Origin of the sequence: Aminobacter carboxidus, from assembly GCF_014863355.1 — a bacterium.
Lineage (GTDB): Bacteria > Pseudomonadota > Alphaproteobacteria > Rhizobiales > Rhizobiaceae > Aminobacter > Aminobacter carboxidus.
Genome location: NZ_JACZEP010000003.1, coordinates 178,725 through 204,419 on the forward strand (window position 1 = coordinate 178,725; position 25,695 = coordinate 204,419).

The 25,695-nt window shown below is 63.9% G+C and carries 23 protein-coding genes and 1 pseudogene; 7 read left to right on the forward strand and 17 right to left on the reverse strand.

What is annotated here, in order from left to right:
* Positions 1 to 6: 6 nt before the first annotated feature.
* From IHE39_RS12735 to IHE39_RS12760, 6 genes are read left to right on the forward strand one after another with little or no spacing between them, the layout of a single operon-like run.
* On the forward strand, positions 7 to 702 hold the full coding sequence (locus tag IHE39_RS12735) for an urease subunit beta (protein WP_184770419.1): 696 nt from the start codon (positions 7 to 9) through the stop codon (positions 700 to 702).
* A 13-nt stretch (positions 703 to 715) separates the two neighbouring features.
* Positions 716 to 2,428 (forward strand): urease subunit alpha, encoded by a 1,713-nt coding sequence (gene ureC / locus IHE39_RS12740; RefSeq protein ID WP_192566707.1) that lies wholly within the window; start codon positions 716 to 718, stop codon positions 2,426 to 2,428.
* A 4-nt stretch (positions 2,429 to 2,432) separates the two neighbouring features.
* Complete coding sequence (ureG, locus tag IHE39_RS12745) at positions 2,433 to 3,080, forward strand: urease accessory protein UreG (RefSeq protein WP_184770421.1); 648 nt, start codon at positions 2,433 to 2,435, stop codon at positions 3,078 to 3,080.
* Complete coding sequence (locus tag IHE39_RS12750; protein WP_192566708.1) at positions 3,077 to 3,952, forward strand: urease accessory protein UreD; 876 nt, start codon at positions 3,077 to 3,079, stop codon at positions 3,950 to 3,952. The genes ureG and IHE39_RS12750 overlap by 4 nt, the downstream gene beginning before the upstream one ends.
* Before the next feature lie 42 nt (positions 3,953 to 3,994).
* On the forward strand, positions 3,995 to 4,597 hold the full coding sequence (locus IHE39_RS12755) for a HupE/UreJ family protein (RefSeq protein ID WP_192566709.1): 603 nt from the start codon (positions 3,995 to 3,997) through the stop codon (positions 4,595 to 4,597).
* Between the two features lie 58 nt (positions 4,598 to 4,655).
* Positions 4,656 to 5,369 carry a helix-turn-helix domain-containing protein gene (locus IHE39_RS12760; protein ID WP_192566710.1) on the forward strand — a complete coding sequence of 238 codons (714 nt, stop codon included), beginning with the start codon at positions 4,656 to 4,658 and terminating at the stop codon, positions 5,367 to 5,369.
* A gap of 4 nt (positions 5,370 to 5,373) precedes the next feature.
* Here IHE39_RS12760 and pta read toward each other — a convergent pair whose 3' ends face one another.
* The 8 genes from pta to tauA all read right to left on the reverse strand — a co-directional run bounded on the left by pta (position 5,374) and on the right by tauA (position 13,991).
* Positions 5,374 to 6,372 carry a phosphate acetyltransferase gene (pta, locus tag IHE39_RS12765; protein WP_192566711.1) on the reverse strand — a complete coding sequence of 333 codons (999 nt, stop codon included), beginning with the start codon at positions 6,370 to 6,372 and terminating at the stop codon, positions 5,374 to 5,376.
* Positions 6,372 to 7,406 (reverse strand): YeiH family protein, encoded by a 1,035-nt coding sequence (locus IHE39_RS12770; protein ID WP_184770426.1) that lies wholly within the window; start codon positions 7,404 to 7,406, stop codon positions 6,372 to 6,374. Before IHE39_RS12770 ends, pta begins: the two co-directional genes overlap by 1 nt.
* Positions 7,407 to 7,479: 73 nt before the next feature.
* Positions 7,480 to 9,255 (reverse strand): sulfoacetaldehyde acetyltransferase, encoded by a 1,776-nt coding sequence (gene xsc / locus IHE39_RS12775; RefSeq protein WP_192566712.1) that lies wholly within the window; start codon positions 9,253 to 9,255, stop codon positions 7,480 to 7,482.
* Positions 9,256 to 9,298: 43 nt separating this feature from the next.
* On the reverse strand, positions 9,299 to 10,699 hold the full coding sequence (locus tag IHE39_RS12780; RefSeq protein WP_192566713.1) for an NAD(P)/FAD-dependent oxidoreductase: 1,401 nt from the start codon (positions 10,697 to 10,699) through the stop codon (positions 9,299 to 9,301).
* A 22-nt stretch (positions 10,700 to 10,721) separates the two neighbouring features.
* Positions 10,722 to 11,102 carry a nuclear transport factor 2 family protein gene (locus tag IHE39_RS12785; RefSeq protein WP_192566926.1) on the reverse strand — a complete coding sequence of 127 codons (381 nt, stop codon included), beginning with the start codon at positions 11,100 to 11,102 and terminating at the stop codon, positions 10,722 to 10,724.
* Between the two features lie 154 nt (positions 11,103 to 11,256).
* Complete coding sequence (locus IHE39_RS12790) at positions 11,257 to 12,084, reverse strand: ABC transporter permease subunit (RefSeq protein ID WP_192566714.1); 828 nt, start codon at positions 12,082 to 12,084, stop codon at positions 11,257 to 11,259.
* The gene (locus IHE39_RS12795; protein ID WP_184770430.1) at positions 12,077 to 12,889 is read right to left on the reverse strand and encodes a taurine ABC transporter ATP-binding protein; all 813 of its coding nucleotides are present in this window, start codon (positions 12,887 to 12,889) and stop codon (positions 12,077 to 12,079) included. Before IHE39_RS12795 ends, IHE39_RS12790 begins: the two co-directional genes overlap by 8 nt.
* An 82-nt stretch (positions 12,890 to 12,971) precedes the next feature.
* A complete protein-coding gene (gene tauA / locus IHE39_RS12800) occupies positions 12,972 to 13,991 on the reverse strand; it encodes a taurine ABC transporter substrate-binding protein (RefSeq protein ID WP_192566715.1) in 1,020 nt (339 codons plus the stop codon).
* 155 nt (positions 13,992 to 14,146) lie between these two features.
* Between tauA and pdxR the strand changes: the two genes are divergently transcribed.
* On the forward strand, positions 14,147 to 15,625 hold the full coding sequence (pdxR, locus tag IHE39_RS12805; protein ID WP_192566716.1) for a MocR-like pyridoxine biosynthesis transcription factor PdxR: 1,479 nt from the start codon (positions 14,147 to 14,149) through the stop codon (positions 15,623 to 15,625).
* Positions 15,626 to 15,887: 262 nt separating this feature from the next.
* Here pdxR and IHE39_RS12810 read toward each other — a convergent pair.
* The 9 genes and pseudogenes from IHE39_RS12810 to IHE39_RS12850 form a co-directional block, all read right to left on the reverse strand.
* Positions 15,888 to 16,025: pseudogene (locus tag IHE39_RS12810) on the reverse strand (leucine zipper domain-containing protein); the annotation flags it as partial.
* A gap of 85 nt (positions 16,026 to 16,110) precedes the next feature.
* Complete coding sequence (locus IHE39_RS12815) at positions 16,111 to 17,349, reverse strand: phenylacetate--CoA ligase family protein (RefSeq protein WP_192566717.1); 1,239 nt, start codon at positions 17,347 to 17,349, stop codon at positions 16,111 to 16,113.
* Positions 17,350 to 17,415: 66 nt separating this feature from the next.
* On the reverse strand, positions 17,416 to 18,252 hold the full coding sequence (locus tag IHE39_RS12820; RefSeq protein WP_192566718.1) for an ABC transporter ATP-binding protein: 837 nt from the start codon (positions 18,250 to 18,252) through the stop codon (positions 17,416 to 17,418).
* Positions 18,253 to 18,314: 62 nt separating this feature from the next.
* On the reverse strand, positions 18,315 to 19,643 hold the full coding sequence (locus tag IHE39_RS12825) for an ABC transporter substrate-binding protein (RefSeq protein WP_184770436.1): 1,329 nt from the start codon (positions 19,641 to 19,643) through the stop codon (positions 18,315 to 18,317).
* Between the two features lie 47 nt (positions 19,644 to 19,690).
* On the reverse strand, positions 19,691 to 20,767 hold the full coding sequence (locus IHE39_RS12830; RefSeq protein WP_192566719.1) for a branched-chain amino acid ABC transporter permease: 1,077 nt from the start codon (positions 20,765 to 20,767) through the stop codon (positions 19,691 to 19,693).
* A 4-nt stretch (positions 20,768 to 20,771) separates the two neighbouring features.
* Positions 20,772 to 21,746 carry a branched-chain amino acid ABC transporter permease gene (locus IHE39_RS12835; protein ID WP_192566720.1) on the reverse strand — a complete coding sequence of 325 codons (975 nt, stop codon included), beginning with the start codon at positions 21,744 to 21,746 and terminating at the stop codon, positions 20,772 to 20,774.
* 112 nt (positions 21,747 to 21,858) lie between these two features.
* On the reverse strand, positions 21,859 to 22,638 hold the full coding sequence (locus tag IHE39_RS12840; RefSeq protein WP_192566721.1) for an ABC transporter ATP-binding protein: 780 nt from the start codon (positions 22,636 to 22,638) through the stop codon (positions 21,859 to 21,861).
* Positions 22,635 to 24,521 (reverse strand): AMP-binding protein, encoded by a 1,887-nt coding sequence (locus IHE39_RS12845; RefSeq protein WP_192566927.1) that lies wholly within the window; start codon positions 24,519 to 24,521, stop codon positions 22,635 to 22,637. Before IHE39_RS12845 ends, IHE39_RS12840 begins: the two co-directional genes overlap by 4 nt.
* 303 nt (positions 24,522 to 24,824) lie before the next feature.
* The gene (locus IHE39_RS12850; RefSeq protein ID WP_312880865.1) at positions 24,825 to 25,499 is read right to left on the reverse strand and encodes a Crp/Fnr family transcriptional regulator; all 675 of its coding nucleotides are present in this window, start codon (positions 25,497 to 25,499) and stop codon (positions 24,825 to 24,827) included.
* Between the last annotated feature and the right edge of the window lie 196 nt (positions 25,500 to 25,695).

Consider the following 25,695-nt stretch of genomic DNA (forward strand, 5'->3'; position numbering starts at 1 on the left):
CACGCCATGTTGCTGACCCCGACCGAACTTGAACGCCTGACGATCTACACGGCGGCGGAACTTGCGCGCAAACGCCGGGCCAAAGGTTTGTTGCTCAACTACCCCGAAGCCGTTGCCATCATCTCCGACGAGATACTCGAAGGCGCCAGGGAAGGGCGCTCGGTCGCCGAGATGATGTCATTCGGCTCCGCCATTCTCACCCAGGCTGATGTCATGCCAGGGGTGGCGGCGATGCTGCCGATGCTGCAGATCGAGGCTACGTTCCGCGATGGCACCAAGCTGGTCACCGTGCATGAGCCGTTGCGGCCGGCGGCCGGTGCTGTTGCCGACGATCTTGAACCCGGCGCGATCATCACCGAGGAAGGCGACATCGAGCTCAACGCCGGCCGGCGCAAGCTGACGCTGAAGGTCGTCAATACCGGCGACCGTCCGGTGCAGATCGGCAGCCACTACCATTTCTTCGAGGTCAACAAGGCGCTCGATTTCGATCGTGCGGCTGCCTTCGGCATGCGCCTCGACATCGCAGCCGGCACCGCCGTGCGCTTCGAGCCGGGGCAGGAGAAGGATGTTCCGCTCACCACCTTCGGCGGAGAACAACGGCTCTCTGGCCTCAATGGGCTGTCGAACGGTGTGGCCGACGATGCGGCGGTGAAGGCCGCTGCCCTTGAAAACGCCCGCGCCCGCGGCTTCCGCGGCGCCTGAGGGAGGAACGATCATGGCAACCCTTTCACGTCGCGACTATGCCGCAATGTATGGCCCGACCACCGGCGACGGCTTTCGTCTCGGCGACACCTCGCTGGTCGCCGTCGTCGAAAAGGACTTCGCTGTTTATGGCGACGAATGCCTGCATGGCGGCGGCAAGACGCTGCGCGATGGCGCGGGCCTTGCCGCCGGCGTCACAAGTGCGGAGGGCGCGCTCGACTTCCTGCTTTGCAATGTGACGGTGATCGATGCCGTCGTCGGCATCGTCAAGGGCGATCTCGGCATCAGGGACGGCAAGATTGTCGGCATCGGCAAGGCCGGCAACCCGGCCATCATGGACGGTGTCGACCCGCGGCTCATCGTCTCGGCGGCAACCACGGTGCGCGATTGCGAGGGCCTGATCGCCACGGCCGGCGCGCTCGACGTGCACGTGCACTTCGACAGCGCGCAACTGTGCGACCATGCCATTGCCTCTGGTATCACCACGATGCTTGGCGGCTCGCTCGGGCCGATCACAGTTGGCATCGACTGCGGCGGTCCGTTCAATGTCGGCAAGATGCTGCAGGCAGCCGAACATTGGCCGATCAACTTCGGTTTTCTCGGTCGTGGCAATTCTCATAAGCCGGCGTCGCTTGTCGAACAGATCGAAACCGGGTGCCTTGGCCTCAAGCTGCATGAGGACTGGGGTACGATGCCGGCCTCTATCGATACCTGCCTGACAGTGGCCGACCAGCTCGACTTCCCGGTCCAGATCCACACCGATACGCTGAACGAATCCGGCTTCCTCGAGGATACGCTCGCCGCCATCAACGGCCGCACCATTCACATGTACCATACCGAAGGTGCCGGCGGCGGCCATGCCCCCGACATTATCAGCGTCGCCGGCGTGCCGTGGTGCCTGCCATCGTCGACAAATCCGACCAATCCCTACACCATCAACACGTTTGACGAACATCTCGACATGACGATGGTGTGCCACCACCTCAACCCGGCGATCCCTGAGGACGTCGCCTTCGCTGAAAGCCGCATCCGCGCCCAGACCATCGCCGCCGAGGATATCCTGCACGACATCGGCGCGATCTCCATGCTCGGCTCCGACAGCCAGGGCATGGGTCGTATCAACGAGGTGATCTGTCGTACCTGGCAACTCGCCGACAAGATGAAGAAGCAGCGCGGCCGCCTGCCCGAGGAGGCGACGCGCTTCGGCGACAATGAGCGCATCAAGCGCTACGTTGCCAAATACACCATCAATGCCGCCCGCACTTTCGGCATCGCCGAGCATGTCGGTTCGCTCGAGGACGGCAAAATGGCCGACATCGTGATCTGGCGGCCGGCCTTCTTCGGCATCAAGCCGGAACTGGTGATCAAGGGGGGCTTCATCGCCTGGGGCGCCATGGGCGACAGCGCTGCCTCGCTAATGACCTGCGAACCGCTGCTGTTGCGCCCGCAATGGGGTGCCTTCGGCCGCGCCAAGCAGGCGCTTTCGGCATGCTTCGTCAATCCGTTGGCGATCGAGCGCGGCCTCGCTTCGACGCTCGATCTCAAGAAGGCGCTGCTGCCCTCACGGGGCAATCGCGCCCTGTCCAAGAAGGACATGCTTCACAACGATGCCTGCCCCAACATCCGTGTCGATCCGCAGACCTTCGATGTCTTTGTCGACGGCGAACTGGCAACCTGCGAGCCGGCTCACGAACTGCCACTGACCCAACGCTACATGCTGAGGTGACATCATGGATACCAGGACGTCTTTACATTCGCCGTCACCGTCGCGCGTCGGGGCTGCCCGCATCGGCATCGGCGGTCCCGTCGGCTCCGGCAAGACCGCGTTGATCGAACGGTTGATCCCGGCTTTCGCCGCGCGTGGCGTGTCGCTGGCGATCGTTACCAACGATCTGGTGACGGCTGAAGATGCCGAGCGTATCCGCCGTTCGGGCCTGATCGACCCCGCACGCGTGGCCGCTGTCGAGGCCGGCGCCTGCCCGCACACGGTCATCCGCGAGGATCCGACGCTCAACATCGCCGCCGCCGATGACCTGGAAGCTCTGTTTCCGGATGTCGAGTTGATCCTGATCGAAAGTGGTGGCGACAACCTCGCCTCGACCTTCTCGCTCGACCTCGTCGACTGGTGGATGTTCGTCATCGACGTCGCCGGTGGCGACGACATCCCGCGCAAGAACGGTCCCGGCGTGCTCAAATGCGATCTGCTGGTCGTCAACAAAACCGATCTCGCGCCTTATGTCGGCGTCGACATTGCGGCGATGGCCGCGCAGTCCGCGACCGCGCGGGCAGGCCGGCCGATGGCGCTCACCAATTGCCGCAGCAATGACGGGATAGACGCCATCGCCGATCGGATTGTTGCCGACGTGTTGTTCAGATGACGAGCCATTGGCCTCAAGCGCGTGTCGCTCATGCCCTGCAGCCGCCCCAATCCGCGGCGCGCAGCGGCCGCTTCGAGCTTGCGCTGTCCCGTCACGGCGCGCGTACGCATATCGGTCGCCAATACGTCTCCTATCCGTTCCACATGACGCGGCCGTTTGCGCTCGATGCTGCCATCCCTTCGCTGCTCACGGTCTACCAGCAGTCTTCCTCCGGCGGCCTGTACCGCGATGACAGGCTTTTGAGCCGCTTTGACGTTGGGGCGGGCGCCAGTGGTCATGTCACCACTCAGGCTGCGACGGTCGTTCACGACTGCCACGGTCAGCCGGCTCACCAGGCGACGGAGATCGTCTTGGAGGACGGTTCATTCCTCGCGTTGACGCCCGACCCGCTGGTGCTGTTTCCCGGTGCCGCCTGTTCGAGTGTCACCCGGGCAACGCTGGCGCCTGGCGCGGTGTTGCTGTTGTCCGACGCCTTCGCGTTGCATGATCCGGAGGGCCGGGGGCGTCCGTTCGACCGACTGGAGGCGAAGGTTGACATTCGCGACGCCGACGGGCGGCTGCTCGTCCGCGACAATCTTGATGTCTGCGGCTTGCAACTCGCAGGGACGGCATCGCCCATCGGCGAATGGAAGGTCGCATCCAACTTCATGCTCTTAGGTGCGCCCGACCGGCTCCCCACTCCCGATGAGCTTGCCGCTCTCGGTCGGCAGGAACGCCAGATTGCGGGCATCACCGCGCTGCCCAACGGAGCTGGCTGGGGCGTGCGCTGCCTGGCTGCCGATGCGATCGCGGCACGCGGCATCGCCGAATGCCTGTTCGTGCTCGCCGTAGCAGCAGCCTTCGGCCAGCGACCCGTACCGCGGCGCAAATGACGACCCGATATCAGACCAATCGTCGATGAAAGGAAGCAGACCATGAACACCAGGTTTCTCGTAAAGACAGCAGCGCTGACCGCCTTCGCACTGGCACCTGGCCTCGCCAGCGCTCACACCGGCCTCGGCCATGCCGAAGGCTTCGCCCACGGCTTTACCCATCCGCTCGGCGGACTCGACCATGTGCTCGCCATGGTGATGGTCGGCCTGTTCGCGTCCCAGCTTGGTGGGCGGGCGCGCTGGCTGGTGCCGGCAAGTTTTGTATTGGTGATGGTGCTTGGCGGCATGCTTGGCCTTGCCGGTATTGCCATTCCCTTCGTCGAGCTCGGCATCGGACTGTCCATCGTCGTCCTTGGCGGTGTCGTTGCACTCAACCTTCAAGCTGGAGTGGCGGCCGCCATGGCGCTGGTCGGCTTCTTTGCCGTCTTTCATGGCTATGCCCATGGTGCGGAGATGCCGGAGAGTGCCAGTGGTCTGGTCTATGGCCTGGGTTTTGTGCTGGCGACTGCAGCGCTGCACGCGGCCGGTCTTGGCTGTGGCTTGCTGCTCGATGGAAAGGAAAGCGCGAAAGGGGCGCTCTTTGTTCGTTCGCTCGGCGCGGTTGCAGCCATTGCCGGCGTCGGAGTGGTGAGCGGCCTCGTCTGAGAGGCCGTCTGCTGCGGCGCGAGCCTGGCGGCACGCAATGCTCAACGGAGGTGCCACGATGAATGCTTCAATCCCCCTACACCAAGCTCGGCCCGTCGGCTTCCCTGAAAAGGGCGGGGCTGGCCTTGGCCGGAAAGCCAGTGCGGTTCCGCTGCAACAGGACCCGCACGCCGTTCGGGTGCCGGGGGAGAACGAGCTGCAGGCCGCGATAGGCCGGGAGGTACGGGCCTGTCGCAAGCGTCACGGCATGACGGCAACCGAGCTTGCCTGTGCCGCCAACATCTCGGTCGGCATGATGTCGAAGATCGAAAACGGTGTCATCTCGGCGTCGCTGACCACGCTGCAAGCCTTGTCACAGGCGCTGGGCGTGCCGATGACCGCGCTGCTCAGAAGCTTCGAGGAGGAGCGCAGCGCGGTGTTCGTTCGGGCTGGAACCGGGGTCGAGGTGGAACGGCGCGGCACACGCGCCGGTCATCATTACAATCTGCTCGGCTACATCGGCTCCGCATCCAGCGCAGTGTCCGTCGAGCCTTACCTCATCACGCTTACCAGTCACACCGACACATTCCCGCTGTTCCAGCACGCGGGAATGGAGTTCCTTTATCTGCTTGAAGGCGAGATCACCTATCGCCACGGCTCGACGCTCTATCACATGGCCCCAGGTGACAGCCTCTTCTTCGAAGCCGACACGCCGCATGGCCCCGAGCAGCTGTCAAAGCTGCCGGTCCGGTTCCTGTCGATCATCTCCTATCCGCAGGGCGGAGAGGAGTGACGCCTTATCGCGCTTGTGCCTGTACCACCGTCACCGCGATCATGTGAAAGGCGTCCTCTGCGGTGCAGCCGCGAGAGAGGTCGTTGGCCGGCTTAGCGAGGCCTTGCAGGATCGGGCCGATGGCATCTGCCCCACCGATGCGCTGGGCGATCTTGTAGCCGATGTTGGCGGCGTCAAGATTGGGGAAGACAAAGACATTGGCTTCGCCGTGCAAGGCCGAGTTGGGCGCCTTGGAGGCGCTGACGGCCTCGACGAAGGCGGTGTCGAACTGCAGTTCGCCGTCGATGACGAGATCGGGGTCGGCGGCGTGTGCCAGGCGTGTCGCCTCGACGACCTTCGAGACGCGCTCGTGGGCAGCACTTCCATTGGTCGAAAACGACAGCATCGCCACCTTGGCCGGGGCGCCGGCCAGGGCTTCGTAGGAGCGGGCGGACATGCGGGCGATATCGGCAAGGCCGGCGGCATCGGGGTCAACCACCAGGCCACAATCAGCGAAGACGAAAGCGCCCTTCTTGGCGTGATGGGGCTGGCACAGCATCATCAGGAAGAAGCTGGACACCAGGCCTACGCCGGGGGCGCGGCCGATGGTTTGCAACGCTGCCCGCACCGTGTCGGCAGTGGTGGCGACGGCGCCGCCGACGGTACCGTCGGCCTCGCCCTCGCGCACCATCATGGCCGCGAAGATGAGCGGCGAGCGTAGCGCTTCGGCTGCTGCGGCCTCGTCGACGCCTTTGGCTTTGCGGAGGTCGCAATAGGCAGTGGCCAGGCGTCGCGCGAGAGGCGAGGTTTTTGGGTCCTCGATGCGGAGATCCAGCTGGCTCTCACCGGCATTCGCAAGTTCCCGCTCGATGATACTGCGGGTGCCGACCAGTGTGATCTCGGCGATGCCTTCGCCTTTGGCCCGTATCGCGGCCTCGATGATGCGTGGGTCCTCGCCCTCGGGGAGGACGATGCGCCTGGGCGCCTGTTTCGCGGTTGCGATGATGCGTTCCAGCGGTTTCATCAGGCGTGCCCCAGATAGTAGATGCCAGCGAGAATGAAGAGGCCGATGAAGATGGTCTCGGCGACGATCAGGGCGACGGCGTCGCCGCCGACTTCGAGCACGCGGCGCAGCGATGTCTTCATGCCGACGGCGACGATGCCGGCCAGCAGGGCCCAGCGCGAGGCTTCCATGCCGATCTTCGAGACGGCTTCGGGAACGAGGCCGAACGAGTTGGCGGCGGCAAGGACGAGGAAGGCGATGACGAAGCCGGGCAGCAGCGGTGGGCGCTTGCCTGTCTCGCCGGCCGGCTGGGGCACATTGCGCGTGGCAATGGAGAAGATCAGCACGACGGGCGCGAGCATGGTGACGCGGATCAGCTTGACCAGCGTTGCCGTTTCGCCGGCTTCCGGCGACACCGAGAAGCCGGCGCCGACGACCTGCGCGACGTCATGGATCGTGCCGCCGAAGAAGATGCCGGTGGCGCGCGCGTCGAGCCCCATGGTCTGGGCGATGATCGGATAGGCGATCATGGCGAGCGTCGACAGCACCGTCACCGACAGCACGGTGAAGATCAGGTTGCGTTCGGCGAACTCGTTCTTGGGCAGCACCGCGGCGATCGCCATGGCAGCGGACGCGCCGCAGATGGCGACCGATCCACTGGTCAGCAGTGCCAGCCGCCAGCCGCGACCGAGCAGCTTTGCCGCGATCAGGCCAAAGACGATGGTCGCGGCAATGGCAGCGACCAGCAGCAGGATGGTGCCGGCGCCGAGCCCGACGAGCAGATCGACGCTGATGCGCATGCCCAGCAGGGCGACGCCGATGCGCAGCACCTTCTTGGCACAGAAGTCGATGCCGGCGACGCAGCGGCCTTCCTCGGACAGGAAGTGGAAGGCGATGCCGAGCAGCAGCGCCATCAGCATGGCCGGCGCCCCGTAATGGTCGGACAGGAACTGGGCGGCAATCGCCACCGCACCGGTGACCGCGAGGCCGGGCCAGTAAGTCTGCACCACCGAAGGCAGGCCGTTGAAGCGTTGTGTTGCGGCGGCGGTGTTCATCGGTTCATTCCCGGTCATGGTGTGCGGTGTCTCGCCCGCCCGGCGGACCGGGCAGGCGAGGGGTGTCGCGAGGTCAGGCGAGCTGCTGCGGCCGCATGTCGGAACGCTCGATGCCGGCAACCGGCACCGGCTTCTTCATCGCGTCGCGGCGGAAAGGCTCGCCGAGCTCCTGGTTGAGGATGACCTCGACGAAGGTGGTCACGCCCTTGGCCTGATCCTCGATCGCCTTGTGCAACGCCGCCGTCAGCGCCGCCGGCGTGTCGGCGACGACACCCTTCAGGCCGCAGCCGTCGGCAATCTTGGCGTAGCTGAGGTTGGGGTTGAGCTCGGTGCCGACGAAGTTGTTGGCGTACCAAAGCGTCGTGTTGCGTTTTTCGGCGCCCCACTGGTAGTTGCGGAAGATCACCATGGTGATCGCCGGCCAACCTTCGCGGCCGATCGCTCCCATCTCGTTCATCGAGATGCCGAAGGCGCCATCGCCGGCAAAACCGACCACCGGCACGTCAGGACGGCCGATCTTGGCGCCGACGATCGACGGGAAGCCGTAGCCGCAGGGACCAAACATGCCCGGTGCGAGGTACTTCCGGCCCTGTTCGAAGCTTGGATAGGCGTTGCCGATGGCGCAGTTGTTGCCGATGTCGGTGGAGATGATCGCTTCCTTGGGCAGGGCTGCCTGGATGGCGCGCCAGGCCTGGCGCGGCGACATGCGGTCGGCCTCGCGCAGACGGGCGGTCGCATTCCACTCGGTGCCGACGTCGTCATCCTCGTGATCCATCGACGACAGCTGCTGCAGCCAGGCCGAACGGGTCTGGTGGATCGCCGCCTTGCGCTGCTCGCGGCCTTCATTGCCGGCCGACGGCGTCAGCTGCTCGAGGATCTGGCGGGCGACCTGCTTGGCATCACCGCAGATGCCGACGGACACCTTCTTGGTCAGGCCGATGCGGTCGGCGTTGATGTCGACCTGGATGATCGAAGCATTTTTCGGCCAGTAGTCGATGCCGTAGCCAGGCAGCGTCGAAAACGGGTTGAGGCGGGTGCCGAGCGCCAGCACGACGTCAGCCTTGGCGATCAGCTCCATCGCAGCCTTCGAGCCGTTGTAGCCGAGCGGGCCGGCGGCAAGCCGATGGCTGCCTGGGAAGGCGTCATTGTGCTGGTAGCCACAGCAGACCGGCGCGTCGAGCCGTTCGGCCAGCGCCATCGAATCCGCGATAGCTTCGCCGATGACCACGCCGGCACCGTTGAGGATGACCGGGAACTTTGCCTCGGATAGCAGCTTGGCCGCCTGGGCGATGGCCTGCTGCCCGCCCGATGGCCGCTCGAGCCGGACGATGCTCGGCAGGTCGACGTCGATGACGTGGGTCCAGTAGTCGCGCGGGATGTTGATCTGCGCCGGCGCACAGCCGCGCCAGGCCTTCTCGATCACGCGATTGAGCACTTCGGGAATGCGCGAGGGGTCGCGCACCTCTTCCTGGTAGCAGACCATCTCTTCGAACATCGCCATCTGGTCGACTTCCTGGAAGCCGCCCTGGCCGATGGTCTTGTTGGATGCCTGCGGGGTCACCATAAGCATCGGCGTGTGGTTCCAGTAGGCGGTCTTCATCGCGGTGATGAAGCCGGTGACGCCCGGGCCGTTCTGGCCGATGGCCATCGCCATGGTGCCGGTGGCGCGGCTGAAGCCGTCGCACATCATGCCGGCGTTGGTCTCGTGGGCGCAGTCCCAGAACTTGATTCCGGCCTTGGGGAACAGGTCCGACACCGGCATCATGGCCGAGCCGATGATGCCGAACGCGTGCTCGATGCCGTGCATCTGGAGGACTTTGATGAATGCTTCTTCGGTGGTCATTTTCATTTTCTGGTTCCTTTCGATGGGGGGCAAGTCGGCCTTGGGAGGGCTAGAGGATTTCGTCCTTGAGGTAATACCAGCGGTACATTCCCCACTGGCCGAGCCGCCGGAACGGCGTCAGCAGCCCGTGGCTCGGCAGCGGCGAGGTGAAGATCGGCAGGTCGAGCGCGCCGCCCTTGCCGGCAACCATCTGGGCCATGCGGCGGCCGGCCTGGGCGGAATACATGACGCCGTTGCCGCCATAGCCCATGGCGTAGAACAGCTGCTGCTTCGGATCTGGGCGGAAGACGCGCGGCATCATGTCGTGACTGACATCGACCCAGCCCCACCAGGAGTAATCGACCTCGATGCCGCGCAAGATCGGAAACTTGCGGTAGAGCCCTTCGAGCAGCCGGTAGAGGTGACTTGCATTGACCGCGTCCCGCCCGGTGATGGCGCTACGGCTGCCGATCTGCACGCGACCGTCGGGCAGCATGCGGTAGTAGTGGCGCAATGTCCGCGTGTCGGTCAGTGGAATGTGTGTCTGGAAGTTCAGCTCCTGCCGTTCGCCCGATGTCAGCGGCCGGGTGACGATCGAGTTGGACAGGATCGGCATCAGCCTGTGCCGGGTCAGGTCGTGCAAACCGGGCGAGGTGTAGCCGGCGGTGGCGATGCAGACCGCACGCGCCCTGACGATGCCGCCTGGCGTGCGCAGATGATGCACGCCACCCTTGAGTTCGCTGCCGACAACCGGGCTCGAGGTGTGCACTTTCGCACCCAGCTTGCGCGCAAGCTTGAGATAGCCGAAGGCAAGCTTGGCCGCATGGATGCCGATGCCGTCGGGCTCGTACATCGCGCCCTTGGCCTCGGCGTCGCGGACGAAATCGCTGTGGACTTCGTCGCGGCCGATCATGCGGGCGCGGTAGCCGAACACCTCGTTGAGCAGCCGCGTCTCCTTTTCCAGGGCCGGCAGCACCTTGTCGCGATGGGCGATGTAAAGGTGGCCGCCATCCTGCGGATCGCAGTCGATCTCGGGTGAACGGATCAAGTCGCGAAACAGGTCGAAGGCCTCCGATATTTCGACATGCATCTTCTTGGCGACGTCGACACCCCAGCGCTCGATCCATTGGGAACGCTTGAGGCGCCCGGCGGAAATCTGTGCCTGGCCGCCATTGCGCGTGCTGCAGCCCCAGGCGACGCCATTGGCTTCCAGCACCGTCGCCTTGATGCCGTGCTCCTTGGCGAGATGAATGGCGCAGGACAGGCCGGTATAGCCTGAGCCGATGATGGCGACGTCGACGTCGATGTCCTGTGTGACAGGACCGTCGTCCTGCGGCTGCGGGCCGGCGGTGGCGATCCAGTAGGTTGGCGCGTAGTCCTTGCCAGCACCAGGATTGGGCGCGTGGACCGGGTCGTAGGCAGGATCGAACGGCAGTCGCTGTGCCGTGGACCTGACAAGCTGATGTTCCATTTCATGGTCCTCCCGAGACCGCTCAGGCACCGGCCGCGATCAGCGGCCTGTTCTTGCGGAAGGCCTGTTTGCGCACGATCTTGCCGGCATCGAGCGTGAACAGGTCGCAACCCTCCGCCTCGATGCGGCTGCCGTCGGCATTGGTGCCCGAGAAGGTCCATTCCGAGACGGCACGATCGCCGTGGACGAAGTGGCTGTGATGGGCCCAATGCGCATCTGGCATGGCCTTCCACACGCCGCTGAAGGCGTTGGCGATCGCCTCGGTTCCTGTGAAGCGGGCGCCATGGACTTCCGGTCCGGCGACGCCGTTGAAAACACAGCTCTCGGCGAAGAAGCGCATGACGCCGTCGATGTCGTGCCGGTTGAAGGCGTCGAAAAGGCTGGCAAGGTCGTCGGCGGTGATCGACATGTGGTGGTCCTCGTGTCTCTCACGGCGACGCCTCTCAGGCATGGCTTCGCCGCGGCCGGACAAGCCGGCAGAGTGGTTCTGGTCTGTTGGTCGTTGCTGGGCCGGGATCAGCCGGGCGGCGAGTTTGCCGGGTGCGCGGGCTTCGCCATCAGATCTTGCCCTTCCAGGGGATCAATGCCTTTTCCAGGTAGCGCAGCATCAGGTCGAAGGCGAAGGCGAAGATGCCAATCACGATGATGCCCATGATGACCGTGTCACTGGCGAGGTACTCGGCGGCGTTGAGCACCATGAAGCCAAGACCACGATGGGCGGCGACCATCTCAGCGGCCACCAGCGTGGTCCAGCCGACGCCGATGCCGATGCGCATGCCGGTGAAGATCTCGGGCAAGGCAGCCTTGAGGATAACCTGGCTGATGACCTGGGCACGGGTGGCCCCCATGGCGTAGGCGGCGTGGATCTGTTCGGTCGAGACTGAACGGACGCCTGCACGGGCGGCGATCGCCATCGGCGCGAAGATCGCCAGATAGATCAGGAACACTTTCGGGAATTCGCCGATGCCGAGCCAGATGATGATCAGCGGCAGGTAGGCGAGCGGCGGCAGCGGCCGGTAGAACTCGATGATCGGGTCGAACAGGCCACGCACCGTGCGGTTGACGCCCATCAGAATGCCGATCGGGACAGCGGTGACCAGGGCCAGGAAGAAGGCGCCAAGCACGCGGCCAAGGCTTGCCAGCGTGTGCTGGATGAGCGTCGAGTTGGAGACACCCTCGGTCATGGCGATGACGAACTTGTCCCAGACGGCGAGCGGCGAGGGCAGGAACAGCGGTTTGACCCAGCCCATCTCGGTGATCAGCAGCCACAGGCCGAACAGCACCAGCGCCGTGATCAGGCTGATGTGGCCACTCATGCCGTCGCCGGGCGCGCCGTAGATCTTGCCGGGGCGAACCGACTTGGCTCGTGAGAGGCGCTCAAGCATGGAGGAGTTCCGGGTTGCCGGACTGGCGTTCGTCGCCATAGATGATGCCAAGGATTTGCTCGCGCATGTCGATGAAATCGCGGCTGGATTTGATTGCACGTGCGTTGCCCTCCTCAAGGAAGCGCCGATTGAAATCGAGCTCATAGGTGTGGGTGATACGGCCCGGACGCGGCGACATGACGATCAGCCGGGAGCCGAGGAACAGCGCTTCTTCGACGCTGTGGGTGATGAAGAAGAACATCTTGTTGGTGAGCTGCCAGACCTTGAGCAGCAGTTCCTGGATGGTTTCGCGGGTCAAAGCGTCGAGAGCTGCCATCGGCTCGTCCATCAATAGCATGGCTGGGTCACAGGTCAGCGCACGGGCGATACCGACGCGCTGCTGCATGCCACCGGAGAGGTGGTAGATCATGTGGCGGTGAAAATCCTGCAGGCCGACAAGAGCAAGGTTCTTTGTCGCCAGCTCACGCCGGGTCGCTTTGTTGACGCCGCGCAGCTTGAGCCCGAATTCGGTGTTGTCGATGACGTTGAGCCAGGGCAGCAGCGCGTGCTTCTGGAAGACGACGCCGCGGTCGGCGCCGGGGCCGACGACCTGCCGACCGCCGAGCGTGATGTCACCATCGGTCGGCGTCATGAAGCCGGCCATCAGGTTGAGCAGCGTGGTCTTGCCACAGCCGGAGGCACCGAGTGCGACGACGAAGTCACCGCTTTTGACCTCGAGGTTCACGCCCTTGAGCGCGATCACTGCCTGGTCGGTGTAGAGGCCTGGATAGGTCAGGCTGACATTGCTGACGTTGAGGGTTTCCATCGCGTCGAGCCTTTCAAGGAAAATGCAATCGAGTGGTGGAGAGAGTGCCGCCGGCAGGACGCCTGCCGGCGGCAGACCCGAACTACTTGGATGCTTCCGTGGCGTAGCTACTGTTGACGAAGGGCGCGTAGTCGTCGAGCGCTTTGTCGATTTGCTTCTGTGCAGCGAGGAACTTGGCGCTTTCGTTCAGTGCCTTGATGGCGCCGCCGCCCAACCAGGTGTCGGAGGCCTGCTCGTCGGCATTCGGGAATGCCAGCAGGTTGAGTGCTTCGACAGCACCTGCGCCGTCGCCGCCGATCAGCTTGACGATGCCCTGCACCTGCGGCGAGTCTGCCGTCCAGGCCGCCTTGTTCTTGTTGTAGTCGGCATAGGATTCAGCCAGCACCTTGGTGAAGGCGGCCATGAACTTGGGGTTCTCGGATGCCCACTTCTTGTCGGCGACGAGCCCGTCGAAGGTCGGTACCGACGCGGCACCGATGGTCTCGGAGTCGGCGATCGTCTTGCCGTTCTTGAGCAGTTCGGAGAGTGCCGGCGGCCAGACATAGGCCGCATCGATGTCGCCGCGCTGCCAGGCAGCGATGATCTGCGGCGGCTTCATGTTGAGGATGTTGACCTCGCGCGGATCGACTTTCCAGACCTGTTCGAGACCGACGAGCAGATGAAAGTGCGATGTCGAAACGAATGGCACGCCGACATTCTTGCCCTTGAGGTCTTCCGGCTTTTCGATGCCAGAGCCGTTGCGCACGACGAGCGCTTCCGACTTGCCGATGTTGTCGAGGATCCAGAACAGTTCGAGATTGACGCCGCGGGTGGCGGCGGCGGTGGTGCCGGTCGAGCCGATCACGCCGATCGGGACGCTGCCGGAGGCGAGTGCCGTCGAGATGTCGCCGCCCGAGCTGAACTGGCGCCAGTCCACCGTGTAACCAGCCTCCTTGGCGGCGGCGTCGAAACGCCCGTCGGCGATGGCCGTCACGAACGGACCGACGATCTGCTGGTAGCCGACAACGACAGTCGTTTCGGCGTAGGCGAGGCAGGAGGTGAAGACGCCGGCCGCTACGGTTGCGGCGCCGGCCAAATGTTTGAAATGCTTAAAGTGTATCATTGTTACCCTCTTGTTTTGTTAGCCACCGGTTGTTCCGGGAACTTGCCGGCTTTGATGCCGGTCTTGGTTCTGTTCATAGGGTTAAATGGAACCTTTGAATTGCCTTATATCCAGATTGGAAGTTGAATGACTCCAGATTAAACCTGCGTGGGACCATGGCACAGGCGACAGTTTCGGAGACGATCTTCTTTCTCGACCGGGCGAGCCGCATCGGCCTGCAGGCGCAGATCCGCGAGACTGTAGTGTCGGCGGTGCTGTCGGGCCGCTTGCAACCCGGCGCGCAACTGCCCTCGACCCGCAAGCTTGCGGAATATCTGAACATTTCGCGTATCACGGTGACGCTGGCCTATCAGGAACTGGCGTCACAGGGTTATGTCGAAACGGCCAGCCGAAGCTCGTATCGTGTTGCCGGCAATCCACCGACAAGCGGACTTGAAGCGGCGACATCCGATACCGGTGCTGACGAGATCGATTGGTCGGCGAAGCTGCACAAAAGCTTCATCGTCGCCAAGCAGATGCGCAAACCGCTCGACTGGCGGCGATATCCCTATCCGTTCCTCTACGGCCAGATGGACCCGTCGCTGTTCGATCTCGGCGCCTGGCGCGACTGCGCGCGCAGGGCGTTGGCACGTGAGGATTTCGAGCTGATGGCCGGCGATTTTGCCGCCGCCGACGACGTGCAGCTGGTCAACTACATCTGCTCGCGGACGCTGCCCAGCCGTGGCATCCGCGCCACGCCGGACGAGATCCTTGTGACTGTGGGGGCACAGAACGCGCTCTGGATCGTCACCCAGCTGCTGCTGCGCCAAGGCGCGCACGCGGTGTGCGAAAACCCCTGCCACCCTGACATGAGCGCGTCGCTGAAGCTGAGTGGCGCTGACGTCACGGCCATCGACGTCGATAAGGAGGGCCTGCCACCGGCGGCGCTGCCTGATAAGGTCGACGCGGTGTTCGTCACGCCCAGCCACCATTCACCGACAGGTGCCACCATGCCCGTCGAACGCCGCGCTGCACTCCTGGCGGCGGCTGCCTCCGAAGACTTCATCATCGTCGAGGACGACTACGAGTTCGAGATGAGCTTCCTGGCGCCGCCCTCGCCGGCGCTGAAGTCCTTCGACCGTACCGGCCGGGTGTTTTACATTGGCAGCTTTTCCAAGTCGCTGTTTCCCGGCCTGCGGCTGGGCTATCTCGTGGCGCCGGCCCCCGTCATCCGCGAGGCGAGGGCGTTGCGTGCCCTGATGCTGCGCCACCCGCCCGGTCACCTGCAGCGCACCGCCGCCTATTTCCTCGCGCTTGGCCACCATGACGCGGTGCTGCACCGCATGCGCGGTGAGTATCACAAGCGCCACATCGTCATGGCCGAGGCATTGCAGCGCGAAGGCTTCATCATCGCCGGCTCGTCGGCTTTCGGTGGCACATCGTTCTGGGTCGCTGGGCCCGATGGCCTGGACGCCGACCTTCTGATGAACGAGCTCAGGCAGGACGGTGTACTGATCGAATCCGGCTCGCCGTTTTTTCCCGATGCGGACGGTCCGTGCCGGTTCTTTCGCATGGGCTACTCGTCGATCGCTCGCGACAACATCGCCGAGGGCGTGTCGCGGACAGCGGCACGGATGAAGCGGCTGCTCGCCTAGTCGCCACCTTGCACCAAACCGTCCTGGTGAGATCGGCGGCCAGGTCGCTGTCAGTCTGGAACAACGGTCGGAGCGCGGCTGGGGCTGTTGGTTGCAGACATTCGGCGACAGCTGTCCAGAGATGGTACAGCGAGCTGCCGGGGATTGTCAGCGTTGTTGGACGGCCTTCGAGGTCGAAGCTGTCCCGCCAGGTGCCGATCGGGGTGTCCGCCAGATAGCTTTCGAACAGCGCGCTGGCGACTTCGTCCGCGGCCCGGTAGCGGCCGAGCCAGCGATGGGCCGTCCGTTCCGAAACCCCGGCCGAACCGGCAGCACACCGCACGCTCCAGCCCTGTTCAATCCGTTGTACCAAAAGCACTCGACCTGACGGCGTCAGACGCGCATTCTTATGGACGTTCATTCGAGCAGCTCCGCTGAAGGTTGGTTGGCTTCGCAACCCCAGCTCTCAGTCCCTCCTCGAATGAACAACCTTCATAGCTTCGACACTAGGCCACCGGTCGCTCGTCAGCGATGACCTTGCCGTCATTGGGCAGGCTGCCGCGAGCCACGACCTCGACGCTGCCGCGCATCTTGGTGGCAGCCTGCAATGCCGCTTCGAGTTCTCCCTGCAGTCCGTCCGCTGTTGAACCCGCTTCGGCTTTCAGCAGCATGACGTCCTGCTCGGCCTGTCGGCTGACGACGAGGCGAAGGCGGCCAAGCACTGGAAATTTTCGGCCGATCGCGGCGATCTGGGCCGGATCGACGAACATGCCCTTGACCTTGGTGCGTTGGTCGGCGCGGCCCATCCAGCCGGCGAGCCGCATGTTGGTGCGGCCGCAGGCGCTCGGGCCGGACAGCACACGCGACAGGTCGCCCGTGCCAAAGCGCAGCAGCGGGTATTCGGGGCTTAGCCGGGTAACGACGACTTCGCCGACTTCACCGTCGGCGACAGCCTCGTCGGTACCCGGGCGCACGATCTCGACGATCAGGCCTTCGTTGACGACCAGGCCCGAACGCGCCGTCGTCTCATAGGCGGCGACGCCGAGTTCGGCGGTGGCATAGGCCTGGTAGGCGTCGATGCCGGCGTCGGCGATCTCTTGTTGCAGTGAGGCCGGGAACGCCGCTCCCGATACCAGGGCATGGCGGAACGAGCTGACTGTGCCGGTGGCGGTCATGCGGTCGAGCAGGATCTTGAGAAAATCCGGCGTGCCGATGTAGCCGGACGGCTTCAGCACCGCGATCGCCTCGACCTGTTGTTCGGTGTTGCCGACGCCGGCCGGGATTACCGCGCAGCCGAGCGCGTGCGCGCCTGCCTCCATCATGTGTCCGCCCGGTGTCAGGTGGTAGCTGAAGGCGTTGTGGACGATGTCTTGCTTGCGCATGCCTGCTGCAAACAGCGCGCGCGCGGAACCCCACCAGTCGTCGCCGCGCCCCTCTGGATCGAAGATCGGTCCCGGAGAAACGAGCAGGCGCTTCAGCGCGCCGGGTCTGGTGGGCGTGAGACCGGCGAAAGGTGGGTTCTCGGCTTGCAAGGCGAGCAACTCGCTTTTGCGGATGACCGGAACCTGCTGCAGGGCTGTGCGATCGACGAGGCTGTCGAGCGCAATTCCTCCGAGCTGTCGATGCAACGCCGGCGTGTCGGCTTGCGCCCCTTCGAGAAGCGAACGCAGCCGGGCAAAAAGTGCCGCTTCGCGCGCCGCTGGCTCCTGGGTTTCCCCGGCATCGTAATGTGCGTTCGTCACCATGGTTCACCTAGAATGTGGACAAGTGGCAGGCCCGGTCGCAGGCGCGGACGCGGTGCCTGGAACAGATCACGCCAGCCAGCGCTTGCGCCGCTTGTAGCTCTTGACCTCGCGGAACGACTTGCGGCCCTCGCCGCCGATGCCAAGGTAGAATTCCTTGACGTCCTCGTTGTCGCGCAGGGACGCAGCATCGCCATCCATGACGATACGGCCGGTCTCCATGATGTAGCCGTAGGTGGCGTATTTCAGCGCCATGTTGGTGTTCTGCTCGGCCACCAGGAATGACACGCCCTGCTTGCTGTTCAGGTCCTTCACAATTTCGAAAATCTCGTCGACGACCTGCGGTGCCAACCCCATCGACGGCTCGTCGAGCAGGATCATCTTGGGCCGGCTCATCATGGCGCGGCCGATGGCGCACATCTGCTGCTCGCCGCCCGAGGTGTAGCCGGCCATTGACGACCGCCGCTGCTTCAGCCGGGGGAAGTAGTCGTAGATCATCTCAAGGTCGTCGCGGATGGCACGGTTGCCGTCGCGACGCGTGAAGGCCCCGGTGAGCAGGTTTTCCTCGATCGAGAGATGGCCGAAGCAATGCCGCCCTTCCATGACCTGGATGCAGCCGCGCCGCACCAGTTCGTTCGGGCTGAGGCGATCGACGCGGTCGCCGTTGAACTCGATCGAGCCCTTGGTCACTTCGCCGCGCTCGGCATGCAGCAGGTTCGAGATCGCCTTCAGCGTCGTCGTCTTGCCGGCGCCATTGGCGCCGAGGATGGCGACGATGCCGCCTTGCGGTACGGCGAGCGATACGCCCTTGAGGACGAGGATGACGTGATCGTAGATCACCTCGATGTTGTTGACCGTCAGCATCGGCCGGGCCGGTTCGACCGCTTTGGAAGCATGTTCAGACATCAGCAAGCTCCGGGGCATCGTCCCTTCCCCATCAGGGGAAGGGACTGGGTTCAAGGTGAGCCTCAGGAGGCGTCGCAGGCCTCGGAACGGGCCGGCCACGGCGCGTTCTTTTCGGCGTAGGCCTTGGCATCGGCGTCGAGCAGCGGACCGACCTTGTCGCTCAGCGGCGCGATGTAGTCGGACACCTTCTCGTAGGTGGTGCCGTTCCAGCTCTGGACGAAGGTCGAGAAGTGGCCGTTATGGTCGGCGCAGGAGAGCTTGACCTCACCGGTGAAGCCCTCGAGGCCGATTTCCTTGAGCCGTGCCTCGTCGATGTTGAGGCCTTCAAGGCCGCGGCGGACGTCCTCGCCGGTGACCACCTTGTTGCCGGTAATTTCCTGAGCCTTGCGGATCGCCTCGGCAATCAGCATCGAGTTGTAGATGCCGCGGTTGTAGAGGACCTGGCCGACCTTGTCCTTGGACGAGACCTGGCTCTTGCCGGCATCGACGACGTGTTTCTGGATGTCGGCAAGCAGCGGGAAGTCCGCACCCACGGCATGCCAGTTCAGCGTCTTGAAGCCCTTGGCGCCATCGCCGGCACCCTTGGCGTCATCCTCGCTTGGCCACCAGATCGAGATGAACTTCTCCATCGGGTAGTTGGTCTTCACCGCTTCCTTGACGGCGGTGGCGTTCAGCGCGCCCCAGCCATAGAGGATCATGTAGTCAGGCTTGTCCCGCCGCACGCTGAGCCATTGCGACGACTGGTTCTGCATGTCGGCGGCTGCGACCGGATACAGCTTGGCTTCGAAGCCGAGTTCCTTCGACAGCTGCTCGATCAGCGGCAGCGGCTCGCGGCCGAAGCTGGCGTCGAGGTAGATGTAGCCGATCTTCTTGCCCTTGAGCTTTTCTATGCCGCCGCCTTCCTGCGTTGCGATGTACTGCAGGATCTGGGTGAAGCCGTCCCAGTAGGTCGCCGGCGGGTTGAAGATCCAGGGGAAGGTGTCGCCCTTGGCCGAGGCCGAAAGTCCGTAGGCCATCGACAGCACCGGAATCTTGTCCACGGCGGCCTTGGGGATCAGCGGCAAGGTGATACCGGTCGACCACGGATTGACGAGCACCGGCTTCTTGGGCTTCACCGATTCATAACATTCGAGACCCTTCTTGGTGTCGTAGCCGGTCTCGCATTCCTCGACGATCAGCTTGACGCCGCCGATGCCGCCATCGCGCTCGTTGAGAAGCGTCAGGTAGTCGTGCATGCCGTTGGCGATCGGTGTGCCGGAGCCGGCGAATGGGCCGGTGCGGTAGGTGAACAGCGGCACGTAGATCGAGTCCTCCGCCTGCGCGTCGTGGACGGCCGGCAAGGTCAACGATGCTGCTGCAGAAAGTGCGTACAACCAGTTCTTGAGCGACATTTCCTTCTCCTCCCTACTTGTTTGCATTTCCGTCTTGCGAGCGGCCCCTAGTAAGGGAAGGGCCACACACGAAGCTTCTGCTTGGCGATCTGCCAGAGCCGCGCGAGGCCGTGCGGTTCGACGATCAGGAAAAAGATGATGAGGGCGCCGACGATCAGATAGGTCAGGTGCTCGACGGTCGCGGCAGCGATCGGCAGGCCAAGCGCCTCGGGCAGCCCGCGGATGACGATCGGCAGGATGTGGATCAGCGCGGCGCCAAAGAAGCTGCCGATCATCGAGCCCAGCCCGCCGATGATGACCATGAACAAAAGCAGGAATGACAGCTTGATGTCGAAGGCCGATGGTTCTGCGGCGCCGAGCCAAAGGAAGACCATCAGCGCGCCCGAAACGCCGCAGTAAAATGACGACACTGCGAAGGCCAGAAGCTTTGCCGGCAACAGGCGGATACCCATCAGCTGGGCTGCGATGTCCATGTCGCGCACCGCCATCCAGGTGCGGCCGATCCTGCCATGGACGATGTTGGAGGCGAGCAGGGTCATGCCCACGACAATGACCAGCACGACGAGATAGCGTGTCACCGGGGTGGCCGAGGGGCCGGTGATGGCGAGGCCAAACAGTGTGCGGGCAGGGACCTCGATGGCTCCGGAGGGATTGTCGTTGTAGAGCCAGCTGATGCGCACGAAGCACCACTGCAAAAAGAACTGCGCGGCAAGCGTTGCGACCGCCAGGTAGAAGCCCTTGATGCGCAAAGACGGCAGGCCAAACAGCACGCCGATGCCGGCGGCGAAGAAGCCCGAGCACAGGATCCAGACCAGGATGTTGACGCCCGGAAAGATCGTCGAGAGCTTGTAGGCGGCATAGGCGCCGACACCCATGAAGGCGGCCGAGCCGAGCGACAGCAGCCCGGTGTAACCGACGAGGATATTGAGCCCGATTGCGCCGAGCGACAGGATCAGGAACGGCACCATCACCGAGGCAAGCAGGAACTCGTTGCCGAACAGCGGCACGATGACGAATGCGACGACCAGGATGGCGGCCAGGCCGAGCCTGTCCTGCAGGATCGGGAACACCGCCTGGTCGGCCGCATAGCTTTGCTTGAACTGGCCCGTCTCGCGATAGAACATGGTGTCAGATCCGCTCGATTATCTTGTCGCCGAACAGGCCCTGCGGCCGGTACAGCAGGAACAGCAGGGCAATGGCGTAGGCAAACCAGCTCTCGATGCCGCCGCCGAGCAGCGGGCCCCAATAGAACTCGCCGAGCTTTTCGCCGATGCCGATGATCAGCCCGCCGACGATCGCGCCGGGAACCGAGGTCAGGCCTCCCAGCACCAGCACCGGCAGCGCCTTGAGTGCCACGATCTCGAGCGCGAAGGAGACGTCGGAGCGGGCGCCCCACATGATGCCCGTCACCAGCGCGACCAAGCCTGCGGCGAACCAGACGACGACCCATATCTGGTTGAGCGATATGCCGACCGAAAGCGCTGCCTTGTGGCTGTCGGCCACGGCGCGCAACGCCCGGCCTATGCGGGTCTTCTGGAAGAACAAAGCGAGCCCGGCGATCATCACCGAGGCGATGACGGCGGCGGCGATGTCGATCTTCTGGAAGCTGACCATGCCACCGAGCATCTCGACGTCGACCGAACCGCTCGGCAGGAACAGTTCGCTGGCGATCATCTGCTTGGGATCGCCGCCAAACACCATCTCGCCGAAGCCGATCAGCACATAGGTGATGCCGAACGTCGCCATGAACAGGATGATGTCAGGCTGGTTGACCAGCGGTCGCAGCACGACGCGCTCGACCAGCATGGCCAGCACGAACATCACGCCCGCGGTCAAAACAAGCGCAACGAAGGCAGCGGTGTGGCCGGAGAAGCCGGCGGCCGAGAACTTCTCGTAGAAACCGACGAGCGTGAGCGCCGAAAACACCACCATGATGCCCTGGGCGAAGTTGAACACGCCCGACGCCTTGAAGATCAGCACGAAGCCGAGCGCGATCAGCGCATAGAGCACGCCTGAAACCAGGCCCTCCCACAGGGTCTGGACCAGCAGGTCGGGCATCTGCGCCATCTGGACGAAGGGGTCGATGAAGATGTTGTAGAGCATCTGTTTCCCCCTCAGCCGATCCGGCAGACGACACGCGCCGGCCGGCATGTCGTGCTGACTGTGCGTGTCGTGTTCATGCGGAATTTCTCTCCTCCACCAGACACATGCATGCTCAGTGCCCCACACCGAGATAGGCTTCGATGACCTTGGGGTCGGCCTTGACCACCTCGGGCGTGCCGTCGGCGATCTTGTGTCCGTATTCGAGAACCACCACGCGGTCAGACAGGTCCATGACCACGCCCATGTCGTGCTCGATGAGGGCGATGGTGGTGCCGAAGTACTTGTTGAGATCGAGGATGTAGCGGCACATATCCTCCTTCTCTTCGATGTTCATGCCGGCCATCGGCTCGTCGAGGAGGAGAAGTTCCGGCTCCATCGCGAGCGCGCGGCCAAGCTCGACGCGCTTCTGCAGGCCGTAGGGCAGCTTGCCCACCGGCGTCTTGCGGATCGACTCGATCTGCAGGAAATCGATGATGTCTTCGACCACGCGCCGGTTCTCGATCTCCTCGCGCATCGCAGGTCCGTAGCGCAGCATCTGCCAGAACAGCCCGCGGTGCATCTTCAGCGTGCGGCCGACCATGATGTTGTCGAGCGTGGTCATGCCGCGGAACAAGGCGACGTTCTGGAAGGTGCGGGCGATGCCCTGGCTTGCGGCCTGGTAGGGTCGCATGCGCGGTCGGGTCTTGCCCTTGTAGGTGATGCGGCCATGTTGGGGATGGTAGAAGCCGTTGACGACGTTCAGCATCGAGGTCTTGCCGGCGCCGTTAGGGCCGATGATGGCGCGGATCTCGCCCTTGCGGATGTCGAAGGAGACGTCGGTGATGGCCTTGACCCCGCCAAAGGACAGGGACACGCCGTCGACCGCCAGCAGTGTTTCCGATTGGGCGGTCATGCGGCGGCCTCAAGCTTTGCGGTTGGCATCGCCTTGGTGTCGGCAATGCGGACCCGGGCCGAGATCACGCCCTTGCGGCCGTCCTCGAAGGTCACTTCGGTGGAGATGTCGGCAGCCTCGGCACCGTTGTAGAGCGCATCGACCAGCGGCTTGTAGCGTTCGGCGATGAAGCCGCGCCGGACCTTCTGGGTACGGGTCATCTCGCCGTCGTCGGCGTCGAGTTCCTTGTGCAGGATCAGGAAGCGATGGATCTGGGCGGCAGCCATGCGCGGCTCGGCGGCGAGCGCCCGGTTCACCTCGGCGACATGCTCGATGAACATCGCATAGACTTCGGGCCGCTGCGCCAGTTCCTGGTACGAGCCGTAGGCGATGTTGTTGCGCTCGGCCCAGTTGCCAACCGCCGTGAGGTCGATGTTGAGCATCACGGTGACGAAGTCTCGGTCCTGACCAAAGGCCACGGCTTCCTTGATATTGGGGAAGAATTTCAGCTTGTTTTCGATGTATTTCGGCGCAAACAGCGCGCCCGAGCTCAACTTGCCGACGTCTTTTGCCCGGTCGATGATGTTGAGGTGGCCGTCGGGGTCGAAGAAGCCGGCATCGCCAGTCTTCACGTAGCCATCGGCGGTCACCGTCTCAGCCGTCTTTTCAGCGTCCTTGTAGTAACCGACGAACTGGCCCGGCGAGCGGTAGAGCACCTCGCCGTCGTCGGTGATGCGGATGTCGACATTGGGCGTCGCCGGCCCGACCGTGCCGGCGCGAATCTGTCCGTCGGGCTGCGCGGTGACATAGAGAAAGGCCTCGGTCTGGCCGTAGAGCTGTTTCAGGTTGAGGCCGAGTGAGCGGTAGAATGAAAACAGGTCCGGGCCGATCGCCTCGCCGGCGGTGTAGGCGACACGAATGCGGGAGAAGCCGAGCACGTTCTTCAGCGGCGCGTAAACCAGAAGGTTGCCGATGGCATAGCCGAGGCGGGCACCGAGCGGGACGTCCTTGCCGTCGAGAATCTGTTCGCCCCAGCGTTTGGCTATGCCGATGAAGTAGTTGAACATCGAGCGCTTCAGCGCGCCCGCATCCTCCATGCGGATGGTGATCCGGGTCAGCAGCGTCTCGAACACGCGTGGCGGGGCGAAATAGAAGCTCGGCCCGATCTCCTGGGTATCCGCTTCGGCCGTCTCGCGGCTTTCGGGACATGCGATGCAGAAGCCGGCGACCAGCGACTGGGCATAATTGAGATAGTGGTCGCCGACCCAGGCCAGCGGCAGGTAGGCGAGTACCTCGTCGCGGTCGGTCAGCTTGTCGAATATGACCGTATCGCGTGCGGCCGCGATCGAGCCGCCGGCGCTCAGCAGGACGCCCTTGGAACGGCCTGTCGTGCCCGAAGTGTAGAGGATGATCGAGATGTCGCTGGCCTGGCCGCGATCACGCTCGGCGTCAATCGCGGCGCGCGCAGTTGCGTCGGATGCCAAGCGGGTACGGCCGCTTTCAATGATATTGCCGATAGCATGGAGCCGGCTGTGATCGTAATCGCGCAGGCCGCGTGGCTCGTCATAAAACACGGTGCGGAGCTTGGGCACGCGATCCTGCACGGAGATCAGCTTGTCGACCTGCTCCTGATCCTGCACCGCTGCAAAAGCGACGTCTGCATGGTCGAGCACATAGGCCATCTCGTCGGCGACCGCGTCGGCATAGACAGGCACGGGGATGGCGCCCAGCCACTGGGCGGCGAGAATGGTCCAGTACATCGCCGGCCGGTTTTCACCGATGACGGCGATTGTCGCGCCGCGCTCGAGACCCAGCTGTTGCAACCCGGCCGCATAGGCGCGGATCGTCTCGGTCAGCTCGCTCCAGTTCCACGTCCGCCAGATGCCGAGGTCCTTGTGGCGCATCGCCGGGCGGTCTGGCCGCACCTGTGCATGCTCGCACAAAAGCTTGGCAAACGTATCGCGTTCGCGCGTCTCGCTCCCTTGTGCCAAAGGCACGCCTCCCGTTCGTTCCCTCGTAGGTCGCCGGGTGTTCCCGGTCGTTGGATGGAAGCTCGCAACCTTGGCAGGCTTTTTCAAGGGCTGGCTTGACAGACAGGGCGCCAATGTTCAGTCTTGGCTACCGGCCTTGTATGCCTGCGCTGGAAAAGTCCTCATAACATATTGAATTTATTGACTTCAGGTGTCGGCATTCGCGTGCGAGACGGGCTACTCGCCGTAGCCGCGCAGCTTTTCCAGGTCCAGGATCGTCACGCCGCCACCCTCGTTACGGAGCAAGCCGGCCTTTTCCAGCTCCTGCAGGATTCGGTTGGCGACAGGTCGCGACACGCCGGCCAGCAAGCCGATCTCCTCCTGGCTGATGTCGATGTGCGAACCGACGAAGGGACTGATCACCGGGTTGAACAGCGAGGCCAGGCTGCGTGCCACCTTGCCGGTCGAATCGAGCGTGCGGTCATGCTCGACCTGGGCAATGAACTGCCCGAGCCGCTCATTGATGAGCCGCACAAGCAGCCGGTCGAAGGCGACGCTGTTTTCAAACAGCCAGAAGAATGTCGCGCGATTGAGAAGCGCCACCTGCGTACGGCGCAGGGCGAGGACATCATACTGGCGTGGCTCGTCCTTGAGCAGCGATCCTTCGCCGAACCAGCAGCTCGGTGGCAGGCCGGCATAGGTCACCGCCTTGCCCGAGGTGGTGATCGAACCCAGCCGCAGCAGGCCGCTGACCACCCCGATCCAGTTGTCGATGCGATCACCGCGATGGATGAAATAGGTGCCCGGCTCGAGGATGCGCAGCATGATGCCGCGCCGCGCACGCTCGCGCTCGTCCTCCGGCAGTTCCCGCGCCCAGAATACCGAGGCCAGAAATTGCTCCGGGCTTATCACGCGCGCTCCCACTCTTCATGACGGAGTCGTGCGTACCATGTCTTTGGCGTGCTCGCCATGCCGCGGGACTTGCCCGTCAATGTCCCACACAGGCTTGTCGGTCATGCCTTTTGGGAATGTTAGCGGCTGCTCAAGGAATGGCAGGGACATCGTCCGGATCGACTATGCCAACAGTGCAGAAGTCATTGTAGGCATG